The organism is Mesorhizobium sp. P3_A10 (assembly GCF_056403175.1).
Map to the genome: position 1 here is coordinate 157,024 of NZ_JBFUFZ010000010.1, position 13,181 is coordinate 170,204.

Here is a 13,181-nt window from a genome sequence, read left to right on the forward strand (position 1 = left end):
GGAGGTGTGATCATGGGCAAGAGGGACAAGCAGGCCAGAAATGCGCCGGTCGGAGGCGATATCCATCTCGACGCGGTCGAGGGCGCGGCAAAGGAAGTAGCCTGGAGATTGCCGAACGGCGATGCCGGCGGGGTCAAGAAAAAGAAGAAGAAGAAGGCCAAGCAGGCCAAGGCGGCAAAGCCCTACCGTTATGTCGACGAACTGGTCCGTCTGCAGTTCGAACTGATCAAGCTGCAGGATTGGGTGCAGAAGGAAGGGCTGAAGGTCGTCGTGATCTTTGAAGGCCGCGACGCGGCCGGCAAGGGCGGTGTCATCAAGCGCATCACCGAAAGCCTCAATCCGCGCGTCTGCCGGGTCGTGGCACTGGGCACGCCGACCGAGCGCGAACGCAGCCAATGGTATTTCCAGCGCTATGTCCAGCACCTGCCCGGCAAGGGCGAGATCGTGCTGTTCGACCGCTCCTGGTACAACCGTGCCGGTGTCGAGCGCGTCATGGGCTTCTGCACCGACGAAGAGTACGGCGAATTCCTGCGCTCGTGCCCGCTGTTCGAGGAGATGCTGATCAAGTCCGGTATCATCCTGATCAAATACTGGTTCTCGGTTGGCGACGACGAACAGGAACGCCGCTTCAAGGAGCGTATCGACAATCCGATCAAGCGCTGGAAGCTATCACCCATGGACCTGAAGTCGCGCGAACACTGGGTCGAGTATTCACGGGCCAAGGACATGATGCAGAAATTCACCGACACGGATCAGTCGCCCTGGAACATTGTCGATGCCGATAACAAAAAGAAGGCACGGCTCAATTGCATCAGCCATCTGCTGACGCGGATTCCATACAAGGAAATCCGTCCGGCGAAGATAAAGCTCAGCCCGCGCCAGAAGGACGACGGCTATGTCCGTCCGCCCAAGACCAGCCAGCACTGGGTGCCGACCGTCTACTGATTGCCGTGCTCAAATGAAAACCCCGCGGACCTGACAGGCCAGCGGGGTCCTGTATCAGCTCTTCAGCTTGGCGTTGCAGAGGCTGTAATAGCCGCCACCCTTCTGGATCCAGCGAAGGCCGTTCAACGTACCTGCGTCCTTGTTGCCGTGGTAACCCTGCAGGCAGGTCTTCATCCGCGCCTTCGCGGGCTTTTCGGTCTTGAACTCGGCGGCGAGGGTGGTCGGGAATGTCACGCCCGCCGGCGCTACAGCGGGGGCGACCGCCGCGCTGGTTTCCTTCTTCGGCTGCGGCTCGGTTTTGACCGTATCCGCGCTGGCACTCTCCGCAGCTGACGTCGCGCACTTCTCCGTGCGGAAAGCGGTCCAATCCATGCCGTTCAGAGTGCCGCCTTCCTTGGCTGTGCGATAGGCCTCGCCGCATTCCTTCATCGTCAGTGCGCTTGCAGGGGCGACGCTCCAAGCAACCCATGCCGTCACAGCCAATGCCGCCAATTTCAATCTGGACATAAGACCCTCCTGGTTGACAAAAGTTCGATGTCCTTTTGTATACTGTTTGTTCTGCATATGTTCAATTGGAATCTTTGCAAACCACCGATAAGTCTGGCGGTGGGCAGTGTGGGCGAATATGCCGACAGCTTCCGCCAGATGTAGACGCGAGCAAAGCCGGGCGTCTTCGAGCGCAACAAAAAGGCCCGCGCATGTTGCGATGCGCGGGCCTTTGTCTTGAGAATATGGCTACGCGATCAGCTCTTCAGCTTGGCATTGCAGAGGCTGTAGAAGCCGCCACCTTTCTGGATCCACTTCAGGCCGTTCAACGCATTGGCGTCCTTGAGAGCATAGTACTGCTCGAGGCAGGTATGCATGCGGGCCTTGCCGGGGGTTTCGCTGGCATATTTCTTGGAGATCGCGGTCGGGAACTTCACGCCCTTGGGAGCAACGACGGTCGGGGCTTCCGGATCGGCCTTGTAGGTCGCCTCGCTCGGGGCCGGCACGGTGTCGTCGTCATCTGCGCCGGCGCCGCATTCGGCCTTGCGGAAGTCGTTCCACTTCTTGCCGCCCAGCGTGTTGGCGGTCTTGGCCGCCTGATACTTGGCGCTGCATTCGGCCATCGTCAGGCTTTTGCCGGCGTCGGCTGCCTTGGTCGTTGCTTTCACGGGTTCAGCCGTGGCCGACGCGCCGGCAGCGCATTCGGTCTTGCGGAAGTCGTTCCACTTCACGCCGCCCAGCGTGCCGGCGGCCTTGGCCGCCTGATACTTGGCGCTGCACTCTTTCGTCGTCAGGCCCTTTGCCTCGTCGGCAGACGCGGCAGCCGCCTTGGTCGCTTTGGTCGTCGCCTTGGCTGGCTCGGCTGCAGCGGACGCGCCGGCGGCGCATTCGGTCTTGCGGAAGTCGTTCCACTTCATGCCGTTCAGCGTGCCGGCGGCCTTGGCGGCCTGGTATTTGGTGCTGCATTCCTTCGCCGTCAGGCCCGGCGCCGCGTCAGCGGCGGCTGCCTTGGCGTCGGGCTTGGCCGCGTCGGTGGCCTTTGCCGTCTTCTTGGCTGGCTTGGTATCGGTGGTGGTGGCGCTGGCGTCGGTGCCGCATTCAGCCTTGCGGAACTGGTTCCAGGTCGCCCCGTTCAGTGTGCCGGCATCCTTGGCGGTGTTGTACTTGGTGCTACACTCGGCCATGGTCAGCGCATTGGCTGGCGCTGCCAGAAACAAGGTCACGACGGCAAGGCCCGTCAAAGTGGCTAGTCGGTGGATGAGCATAGCGTTTCTCCGTTGCTGCAGCCCATAATATGTCCCTTGCGGATCATTAGCTCTCAACGATCGGTTGCGCCAGATGCAACTGGTGCGGATGCAGCTAGAAACTGCACTCCTCCCGATAAGGTGATGAAATTGTTGTGTCCTGCGCCATCGACGCAAGGTGTTTCGGGGGAATCTACAGCGGCCGGCACGCCGTGGCCGGGTGTATTGCCGAAACCCCGTGTTGCCATGGTAAGCTGTCGAATCATTTTAACAGCCGACACAATGCTTTTCTAAGGAATCGTAATATATAATCATACAATGTGATGATCGGATGCGGCCCAATTGTGGCACTAGGGGCGGCTGAAAAACCGACGGGGATCTGGCAAGCATGGCAGGGCGTTATTTCGGCACGGACGGCATTCGCGGGCGCGCCAACAAGTTTCCGATGACGGCGGAGATCGCCATGCGGGTCGGCATGGCCGCTGGCCTGTCGTTTCAACGCGGGAGCCATCGCCACCGCGTCGTGCTTGGCAAAGATACAAGACTTTCCGGCTACATGATCGAGAACGCGATGGTGTCGGGCCTGTGCGCCGCCGGCATGGACGTGTTCCTGCTTGGCCCCATTCCGACGCCTGCAGTCGCCATGCTGGTACGGTCGCTGCGCGCCGACATTGGCGTGATGATCTCGGCCTCGCACAATCCCTATTACGACAACGGCATCAAGCTGTTCGGTCCCGATGGCTACAAGCTTTCCGACGAGATCGAGGAGCGGATCGAGGGAATGCTCGACAAGGATATCGAACTGGCGCTCGCCGATTCGGACGGGCTTGGCCGCGCCAAGCGTGTCGATGGCGTGCATGACCGCTATATCGAATTCGCCAAGCGCACTCTGCCGCGCTCGATGTCGCTTTCGGGCCTCAGGATCGTTGTCGATTGCGCCAACGGCGCCGCCTACAAGGTGGCGCCAGAGGCGCTGTGGGAATTGGGCGCCGAGGTCGTCGCCATCAATGTCGAGCCCAACGGCTTCAACATCAACAAGGAATGCGGCTCGACCCATCCGGCCGGGCTACAGAAGAAGGTGCATGAGGTGCGTGCCGATATAGGCATCGCGCTCGACGGCGATGCCGACCGCGTCGTCATCGTCGACGAAAACGGCGCCATCGTCGATGGCGACCAGATCATGGCGCTGATCGCCGAGTCCTGGCACCAGAGCGGCCGGCTTGCCGGTGGCGGCGTCGTCTCGACGGTGATGTCCAATCTCGGCCTCGAACGCTTCCTTGGCGGCATGAACCTGCAACTGCATCGCACCAAGGTCGGCGACCGCTATGTCGTCGAGCATATGCGCGCGCACGGGTTGAATGTCGGCGGCGAACAGTCGGGCCACATCGTGCTTTCCGATTTCTCGACAACCGGCGACGGCCTGGTCTCGGCGCTGCAGGTGCTGGCCTGCATCAAGCGGCAGAACCGGCCGGTCAGCGAACTGTCGAAGAAGTTCGAGCCGGTGCCGCAGTTGTTGAAGAACGTGCATATTTCCGGTGGCAAGCCGCTCGAGGAGGCGCCGGTCAAGGCGGCAATCGAAGACGCCCGCAATCGCCTCGGCAAGGCCGGGCGCCTGGTCATCCGGCCCTCGGGCACCGAGCCGCTCATCCGCGTCATGGCCGAAGGTGACGACCCGCTACTGGTCGAGGCCGTCGTCAACGATATCGTCGAGGTCATTTCGGAAACACGCAGCGCCGCCTGATTCCCGGCGCGTCCAGGGGACGCGCAGCGCCGTCGGTTCGAGACGTTGCAAAGCCCGCCTTCAGGCGGGCTTTTTTTGTCGAGTCGAGGCAATTCCCCGCCCCGGACAGGCAGCGTCTTCCCGCTAAAATTGTATAGATTCGTAGTTAACCGACACGGTTAAACGCGTTTTAACCTTTGCAATTCATTATCCACAACTGAGGTCAATCACATTCGGGCGGGTTCGATGGTCCGAGAGTTCTCAGGGGTGACAAGCATGTTCAATACAGCAAAAAGGGCTCTCCTTGCCGCGCTGTTCTCAGGCGTGGCCGGGCCGGTATTCGCCGCCGATTTGGCGGAGCCGCAGGTCGAAGAAGCACCGCCGCCAGCAGTCTACGAGCAGCCGGCAGAGGTCGGTGGCTGGTACATCCGCGGCGATCTCGATTACCACAAGTCGACCCTACGCGGCATCGACTATACGACGTACACCGTCGATCCCGTTACCTCCGTTGTCACGCCTGGCAACAGAAGTTTTGATTTCGGGAAGCTCAAGGGCGGTTTCTCGCTCGGCGCCGGCGTCGGCTACAAGATCAACGATCACTTCCGTACGGATCTGACCGCCGACTATTGGTTCAAGTCGAACTTCAACGGCCAGACCTCGGATCTCGTCTCGACATCGACCGAGGTGTCGAAGATGAGCGCCTTCCTGCTGCTTGCCAACGCCTATGTCGATATCGGCACCTACCACGGCATCACCCCTTATGTCGGCGCCGGCATCGGCGGCGCGCACGTCAAGTGGGATGCCGTCAGGGACCCGAACACCACCGAGTTCAATCCAGGGTCATCCAACTGGCGCTTCGCTTATGCACTCATGGCCGGCGCTTCCTACTGCTTGACCGACAAAGTGATACTCGATGCAGGCTATCGCTTCTCCCATATCCAGGGCGGTCGCATGTTCGAGTGGGATGCGAGCAGTTCAGGCCCGGGCTTCGACCGCGGCATCAATACCCACGAGGTGCGTGGTGGCCTGCGCTATCAGTTCGGCGGCAACAATGGGTGCGCCGCGCCGGTGGCCTATCAGCCCGAACCCGAGCCGATCTACACCAAGTAGCCGCTTCGAGATCCACGAGTTCGCGAACCGCCCGGCCCCTGCCGGGCGGTTTTCGTTTGAGCCGAAAGCCCATCGAAATCAATTTGGTAACTCTCCGTTATCCTTAACCGGCACTTAACCACTATGGTTAACAATGCTCTCAAACGGCGCTCGTGAATGCGAATAGCGCCAACTTCGGGAGCCGGGGACCATGACCTTCAAATCGCGTATCGCATTGATGCTCGCCGCAATCGTCCTTATGCCGCTGGCGCCCGTGCAGGCCGCCGACTACGACCCGCCGATCTATGTCGACCAGGCACCGGACTATCAACCGGTCGAGGTCGGCTCCGGATGGTATCTGCGCGGCGATCTCGGCTATTCCTTCAGCCATCCGTTCACCGACGAAACCAACGCTCTTGGCGCTATCAACTTCTCCCAGAGCAGCAGCCTTTTCACCGGCAGTGTCGGCATAGGCTACCATCTCAACGACTATCTTCGGCTCGAGCTGAATGGCGGAATCCTGCCGAGCAACGAGTTCGGCGACCATGCATTGGTGCCAGCCGGGTGCGCTGGAACGACAAACTCCCTGTTCCCTGACGGGAGTGGCGGGTTCATCATCGTTCCGGTGGCGGCGACCCAGGATTGTATGGCCTCGAACTTCGCTACTAACAAGGGCTACAGTGTCATGGCCAATGGCTATTTTGACCTCGGCACCTATGTCGGTATCACTCCGTACGTCGGTGGTGGCGTCGGTCTCGCCTACAACAAGTATTTCAAGACCCAGGGCGAGCGCGATTGCGTTGAAATCGCTCCTGATCCGACGTCGGGCGCTGGCGGCTTCGCGTGTAACGATCCGGCCGGATACAAGGGGTCAGAAGACTCCCAGGCCAAATTCAATCTCGCCTACTCGATCGGTGCCGGCCTGTCCTATCAGGTGTCCAAGAATCTCTCGCTCGACCTCGGCTACGAGTATTTCTCGATTCCGAGCGGCAAATATGTCGCGTATGACAGCGGCGCCTTCAACATCCACAAGGGCATCAACTATCAGACGGTCAAGCTCGGGCTGCGCTACGACCTCTGGTAGGTGCGGCAAAGCCGAAGAATCAGAACGGCGGATCGGCTGATCCGCCGTTTGCTTTTTCGCCCCATGCGACCAGTATCCTGACCGCGACAAAAACTTTCCTCTTGACGCCTGAAGCCTGAACGCATATCGCCGTCCGTGGGCCACCCCTCCCCAACGAGGGGCCACTATCTGGAAGGATAGACCACGATGACGACGCATACGAAGCCTGGACTCCGTCCGGCAAGTCCCAATTTTTCCTCAGGTCCCTGCGCAAAACGCCCCGGCTGGTCGGTCGAGGCCTTGAGAAACGCTGCGCTCGGGCGCTCCCACCGCGCCAAGATCGGCAAGACCAAGCTCGAACAGGCGATCGAGCTGACGCGCGAAATTCTCCAGGTCCCGGTGGATTACCGCATCGGCATCGTCCCGGCGTCGGACACCGGCGCCGTCGAGATGGCGCTGTGGTCGCTGCTCGGCGAGCGCGGCGTCGACATGGTCGCCTGGGAGAGCTTTGGCTCCGGCTGGGTCACCGATGTGGTCAAGCAGCTGAAGCTCGCCGACGCGCGCAAGATCGAGGCTGGCTACGGCGAATTGCCTGACCTGGCGAAGATCGATTTCGACCGCGATGTGGTCTTCACCTGGAACGGCACCACATCCGGCGTGCGCGTGCCGAACGGCGATTTCATCCCCGCAGATCGCCAAGGGCTGACCATCTGCGACGCCACCTCGGCGGCGTTCGCACAAAGGCTTGATTTCCAGAAGCTGGATGTCGTCACCTTCTCCTGGCAGAAGGTGCTGGGCGGCGAGGGCGCGCACGGCATGCTGATCCTGTCGCCGCGCGCCGTCGCGCGGCTGGAGAGCTACAAGCCTGCATGGCCGCTGCCGAAAATCTTCCGCCTGACGTCCGGCGGCAAGTTGATCGAAGGCATCTTCAAGGGTGAGACCATCAACACGCCGTCGATGCTGTGCGTGGAGGATTATCTCGACGCCTTGCACTGGGCGAAGTTGATCGGCGGCCTCGAGGCGCTAGTCGACAGAGCGGATGCCAATGCCGCCATCCTCGACGGCTTTGTCGGCAAGTCTTCATGGCTCGGCCATCTCGCCGTCGAGCCGGCAACGCGCTCGAACACCTCGGTCTGCCTGTCCTTCACCGACCCCGATGTTGCTGCACTCGATGCCGACGGACAGGCGGCTTTCGCCAAGGGGCTGGTGTCGGTGCTCGACAAGGAAGGCGTTGCCTATGACATCGGCGCCTATCGCGACGCACCGCCGGGCCTGCGCATCTGGTGCGGCGCAACGGTCGAGACATCCGACCTCGAAGCGCTGCTGCCCTGGCTCGACTGGGCCTTTGCCGCGCAGAAGGCGTCGCTGAAAGCGGCGGCCTGAGATTTTCTTGAGGCGGCCCTTGGGCCGCCCATTCCCCACGGATCAAATCCCATTGAAGGAGGTCGCCATGGCGCCCCGCGTTCTCGTCTCAGACAAACTCTCCACCACCGCCGTGCAGATCTTCAAAGACCGCGGCATCGAGGTCGACTACCTGCCCGATCTCGGCAAGGACAAAGAAAAACTGCTGGAAGTCATCGACCAGTATGACGGTCTCGCCATCCGCTCGGCCACCAAGGTCACCGAAAAGCTGATCAACGCCGCCACCAGGCTGAAGGTCGTGGGCCGCGCCGGCATCGGCGTCGACAATGTCGACATCCCGGCTGCGAGCCGCAGGGGCATCATCGTGATGAACACTCCCTTCGGCAATTCGATCACCACCGCCGAGCATGCGGTGGCGATGATCTTCGCGCTCGCCCGCCAGATTCCGGAAGCCAACGCCTCGACCCATGCCGGCAAATGGGAAAAGAACCGATTCATGGGGATCGAGATCACCGGCAAGACGCTGGGTGTCATCGGTTGCGGCAATATCGGCTCGATCGTCGCCACGCGCGGCGTCGGCTTAAAGATGCATGTCGTCGCCTTCGATCCGTTCCTGTCCGACAAACGTGCCGAGGAGCTTGGGGTCGACAAGGTTGAACTCGACGAGCTGCTAGCCCGCGCCGACTTCATCACCTTGCACACGCCTTTGACCGACAAGACGCGCAACATCATCGACGCGGCCGCAATCGCCAAGATGAAAACAGGCGTGCGCATCATCAACTGCGCGCGCGGCGGGCTGGTTGTCGAGGCCGATCTGGTCGCGGCGCTGAAGAGCGGCAAGGTTGCCGGCGCCGGCATCGATGTGTTCGAGGTCGAACCGGCGGACCAGAATGAACTGTTCGGTATGGAAAACGTCGTGGCGACACCGCATCTCGGTGCTTCGACCGCCGAGGCGCAGGAGAATGTGGCGTTGCAGGTCGCCGAGCAGATGGCCGACTATCTGATCAAGGGCGCTGTCTCCAACGCCATCAACATGCCGTCGATCACCGCCGAGGAAGCGCCACGGCTGAAGCCCTTCGTCAAGCTCGCCGAAGTGCTCGGCGCCTTTGTCGGCCAGGTCACCGAGGATCCGATCACGGAGGTCGAGATCCTGTTCGACGGCTCGACCGCGACGATGAACACGCGCGCGCTGATCAGCGCTACGCTTGCCGGCCTGATCCGGCCGCAGGTCTCCGACGTCAACATGGTGTCGGCGCCGATCATGGTGAAGGAGCGCGGCATCATCGTTGCCGAGGTCAAGCGCGACAAGTCGGGCGTGTTCGACGGCTACATCAAGCTGACGGTCAAGACCGAGCACAAGACGCGTTCGATCGCCGGCACCTGCTTCTCCGACGGCAAACCACGCTTCATCCAGATCAAGGGCATCAATCTCGACGCCGAGGTTGGCCAGCACATGCTCTACACCACCAACGCCGATGCGCCGGGCATCATCGGCCTGCTCGGCACGGTCTGTGGCGAGAACGGCGTCAACATCGCCAACTTCCAGCTCGGCCGCAACCGGCCGGGCGGCGACGCCATCGCGCTGCTCTATCTCGATGCGCCGTTCCCGGAAAAAGTGCTGGAACAGGTGCGGGCGCACAAGTCGATCGACTCGGCCAAAAGGCTGCAATTCGATGTCGGCGGCGTATAGGCCGGGCTTGCTTTAAAGCTGGAAATGGCGCGAACCCGTTCGCGCCATTTCGCTTTCTATGTCTTTGTTTGAGCGTGAAAACCGGATTCCACTTTTCGGGATCATGCTCTAGAGACCTGTTCGCACTGCCGAGTGCTTCGCCGCCTTGCGCCCGCTATTTTCGGCAAGGCCGATGCCGCCCAGCACCAGCACCAGCGCCAGCGCCTGATAGAGCTGGAATGTCTCGCCGACGATCAGCACTGAAAGCAACGTGCCGAAGATCGGCACCAGATTGATGAACAGGCCGGCGCGGTTGGCGCCGATCAGTTCGTTGCCCCTGATGTAGAAGATCTGCGAGATGATTGAGGCGCCGACCGCGGTGTAGATCGTCACCGCCCAGCCGCGCGCATCGGGAACGATGACCTTGCCGGCGGCGATTTCCCACAGGAAGAAGGGCAGCGCTGTGATGAGCGCAGCGACCGACAGTGCCAGCATCAGGCTCTGCCAGCGCATGACCGGTTTCAATCGCAACCCGACCGAGTAGCCGCTGTAGAGTAAAACCGCGATCAGCATGATCGCATCGCCAAAGTTGAGCTCCAGCGTCAGCAGTCGCCGCGGATCGCCGTGGCAAGCGGTCAGGATCACGCCGGCGATGGTCAGCACGACGCCAACAATCTGGGCCCAGTTCACCCGCAAGCGAAAGAACAGGAAATTGGCAACGATAATTAGGATCGGCATCGCCGCCTGCTCGATCGAGACATTGATTGCCGTCGTGTAGTTGAGCGCGGTGTAAAAGATGGTGTTGAAGAAGGTGAAGCCGCTGGCGCCAAGTGCTGCCAGCACGAGCCAGTGCTTGCGCACGATCGGCCAATCCTCACGCAGCGTGCGCCAACCGATCGGCAGCATGATGAGAACCGCCAGCACCCAGCGCAGAAAGACAAGCGTCATCGGCGAGATGTGACCGACCGCCAGCTTGCCGGCCACCGAGTTGCCGCCCCACAGCAAGGTGGTGAACAGCAGGAACAGATAGGCGTTTCGATGCATGGCGAAATCCAGCCGGAGGAAGGCATGGCGAGGGTCACTGCCGACCTATTGCGGCTGCTCAGCCAAGTAAATGATGCGAATAGCGAAAATTGTTGTGCCTCAGGGCGTTTTCGGCTGCAAAGAATGGTCGCGCCCGCCGGGTCTTGACGTTATAGAGGCCTGTCGTTTCGAACCGTCTTCAAGCCGCAATGGCGGCATCTCAAGGGAAAAGAAACATGGCCAATGTGGTGGTCGTCGGCTCGCAATGGGGCGACGAGGGCAAGGGCAAGATCGTCGACTGGCTTTCGGAACGCGCCGACGTTGTCGTGCGCTTTCAGGGCGGCCACAATGCCGGCCATACGCTGGTCGTCGACGGCAAGGTCTACAAACTGTCGCTGCTGCCGTCCGGCGTGGTGCGACCAGGTAAGCTGTCGATCATCGGCAATGGTGTGGTCTTCGATCCGCATGCTTTCGTCGCGGAAGTGGCGAAACTGAAGGCGCAAGGCGTCGAGGTGACACCAGACCGCCTGAAAATAGCCGAAAACACCGCGCTTATCCTGTCGGTGCACCGGGAGCTGGACGGATTCCGCGAGGACGCCGCTTCCAATTCCGGGACGAAGATTGGCACGACCCGCCGCGGCATCGGCCCCGCCTATGAAGACAAGGTGGGCCGGCGCGCGGTTCGGGTGATGGATTTGGCGGATTTGGAAACGCTTCCCCTGAAGGTCGACAGGCTGCTGACGCACCACAATGCGCTGCGCCGCGGGCTCGGCCATGCCGAAGTCACGCATGACGCCATCCTGGGTGAACTGACCTCGGTTGCCGATCAGATCCTGCCCTATATGGACCGCGTCTGGAAAATCCTCGACGACAAGCGCCGCGCGGGCGAGCGTATCCTGTTCGAGGGTGCGCAAGGCACGCTGCTCGACATCGACCATGGCACCTATCCGTTCGTCACCTCGTCGAACACCGTCGCCGGCCAGGCTTCCGCCGGTTCCGGCGTCGGTCCCGGCGCCATCGGCTATGTGCTCGGCATCACCAAGGCCTATACGACGCGCGTCGGCGAAGGTCCGTTCCCGACCGAACAGAAGAACGAGATCGGCGAATTCCTCGGCACGCGCGGCCATGAGTTCGGCGTCGTCACCGGCCGCAAGCGCCGCTGCGGCTGGTTCGACGCGGTGCTGGTACGCCAGGCCGTCGCTGTCAACGGCATCAAGGGCATCGCGCTGACCAAGCTCGACGTGCTCGACGGCCTGGACGAGATCAAGGTTTGCACCGGCTACCGGCTCGACGGCGAGATGATCGACTATCTGCCGGCCAGTCAAGGCGCGCAGGCCCGGGTCGAACCGATCTACGAGACGCTGGAGGGCTGGAAAGGCACCACCGCCGGCGCCAGAAGCTGGAACGATCTACCGGCCCAGGCGGTCAAGTATGTCCGTTACATCGAGGAACTGATCGGCGCGCCGGTCGCACTCCTTTCCACGAGCCCGGAACGGGACGACACAATACTTGTGACCGACCCGTTTCAAGACTAGTTTCTCAGCCTTTCCGGGGCATCGCGGCCGATTTGCGGGGGCCGGCCCAGGAACAAAATACAGGTCGACTGAAGCATGGCAGATTTTGTTGCTGTTCTGAAAAAGACGCTCGACAATCTCGGCGAAACGACGCCGGAGGTGCGTGCCAGGGTCTATGACAAGGCCCGCTCGACCATCGCGGCCAAGCTCGCGGCCATCACGCCGCCACCGCCGTCGTCGGTCGCCGACCGGCAAAAGCGCGCGCTGGAAGATGCCATATCGAGCGTCGAGCGGGACTATGCCAAGACTGTGCCGGCGTCCGATCCGCTGGCGGAACTGGAACATATTTTTTCCTCCATCGACCGCAACAAGAACCAGCCCAGCCATACCAGGCAGCCAGCGAAGACCGAGCCGGCCTGGCAGCCGGCGGCACCAGCTGCCAAGGCTGAGCCGAGTTGGCAGAAGGCGACTCCGGCTGCCAAGCCGGAGCCGAGCTGGCAGAAAGCGCCGCCGGCTCCGTCGCCTTTCGATCCCGCCGACAACCGTCTTCCGGACTTCGACGCGGTGTCGAACGACAAGGACGATGTCTTTGCCAATGACGAGGAACCGGCTGAGAATACCTTCCAGCGGCTGCGTCCGGCCGAGCGCAAGCGCAGCTATGGCGGGTTGATTGCCGCCGCCGTCGCGCTGCTGGTGATCGCCGGTGGCGGCTATGGCATCTGGCTGAACAAGGATGCGTTCGGCAAGATGTTCAGCGGCAAGGGCACTGAAGTCGCCAAGGTCGAACCGGCAAAGCCGGCTCCGGCCAAGCCAGCGACCACCGATGCCGCGGCACCGGCTGCGGCAGACGCCGAGGGAACGAAGTTTACACAGCGCCTGACGCCCGAGGGCGGCGAGGTCGACCCCGGTCCGGCGGCAGGGCAAAGCGGCATTGGCGAAGGCGAATCCGTCGCCGCGCTGACCACGCCTCCTCCCCCGGCGCCTGCGCCGGCGACGCCCGCTGCGCCCGCCGGCGATGCGGCAGCCACGGCTGCGCCAACCGCAACGCCGCCCGCCGATGCGGCTG

The 13,181-nt window shown here is 61.8% G+C and carries 10 protein-coding genes and 1 pseudogene; 8 read left to right on the forward strand and 3 right to left on the reverse strand.

Translation table 11 applies throughout. The annotated features are described in order from the left end of the window. The first annotated feature begins 12 nt into the window (after positions 1–12). Positions 13–945 carry a polyphosphate kinase 2 gene (gene ppk2 / locus AC1DXU_RS28530; RefSeq protein WP_477374354.1) on the forward strand — a complete coding sequence of 311 codons (933 nt, stop codon included), beginning with the start codon at positions 13–15 and terminating at the stop codon, positions 943–945. Positions 946–999: 54 nt separating this feature from the next. Here ppk2 and AC1DXU_RS28535 read toward each other — a convergent pair whose 3' ends face one another. Next, positions 1,000–1,452, reverse strand: a complete 453-nt coding sequence (locus tag AC1DXU_RS28535) for a hypothetical protein (protein ID WP_477235077.1) — start codon at positions 1,450–1,452, stop codon at positions 1,000–1,002. Positions 1,453–1,688: 236 nt separating this feature from the next. Continuing rightward, positions 1,689–2,696, reverse strand: coding sequence for a hypothetical protein (locus tag AC1DXU_RS28540; protein WP_477374356.1), 1,008 nt, complete (start codon positions 2,694–2,696; stop codon positions 1,689–1,691). A 367-nt stretch (positions 2,697–3,063) separates the two neighbouring features. Here AC1DXU_RS28540 and glmM point away from each other — a divergent pair, with 367 nt between their 5' ends. From glmM to serA, 5 genes are all read left to right on the forward strand, one after another. Then, positions 3,064–4,416: a phosphoglucosamine mutase gene (glmM, locus tag AC1DXU_RS28545; RefSeq protein ID WP_477374358.1), complete on the forward strand. Its 1,353-nt coding sequence runs from the start codon at positions 3,064–3,066 to the stop codon at positions 4,414–4,416. Between the two features lie 255 nt (positions 4,417–4,671). Next, on the forward strand, positions 4,672–5,505 hold the full coding sequence (locus tag AC1DXU_RS28550; protein ID WP_477374360.1) for an outer membrane protein: 834 nt from the start codon (positions 4,672–4,674) through the stop codon (positions 5,503–5,505). Positions 5,506–5,695: 190 nt separating this feature from the next. Next, positions 5,696–6,568 carry an outer membrane protein gene (locus tag AC1DXU_RS28555; RefSeq protein ID WP_477374362.1) on the forward strand — a complete coding sequence of 291 codons (873 nt, stop codon included), beginning with the start codon at positions 5,696–5,698 and terminating at the stop codon, positions 6,566–6,568. Positions 6,569–6,754: 186 nt separating this feature from the next. After that, positions 6,755–7,930, forward strand: coding sequence for a phosphoserine transaminase (locus tag AC1DXU_RS28560; protein ID WP_477374364.1), 1,176 nt, complete (start codon positions 6,755–6,757; stop codon positions 7,928–7,930). Between the two features lie 67 nt (positions 7,931–7,997). Next, positions 7,998–9,599, forward strand: a complete 1,602-nt coding sequence (gene serA / locus AC1DXU_RS28565) for a phosphoglycerate dehydrogenase (RefSeq protein ID WP_477319817.1) — start codon at positions 7,998–8,000, stop codon at positions 9,597–9,599. Between the two features lie 108 nt (positions 9,600–9,707). On the opposite strand, the gene AC1DXU_RS28570 is transcribed toward serA, so the two are convergent. Next, a complete protein-coding gene (locus AC1DXU_RS28570) occupies positions 9,708–10,622 on the reverse strand; it encodes a DMT family transporter (protein WP_477374366.1) in 915 nt (304 codons plus the stop codon). Between the two features lie 215 nt (positions 10,623–10,837). Between AC1DXU_RS28570 and AC1DXU_RS28575 the strand changes: the two genes are divergently transcribed. Together AC1DXU_RS28575 and AC1DXU_RS28580 are read left to right on the forward strand one after the other, a co-directional pair. Next, positions 10,838–12,136: an adenylosuccinate synthase gene (locus AC1DXU_RS28575; RefSeq protein WP_477374368.1), complete on the forward strand. Its 1,299-nt coding sequence runs from the start codon at positions 10,838–10,840 to the stop codon at positions 12,134–12,136. 75 nt (positions 12,137–12,211) lie between these two features. Then, positions 12,212–13,181, forward strand: a pseudogene (locus AC1DXU_RS28580) (hypothetical protein); the annotation flags it as partial.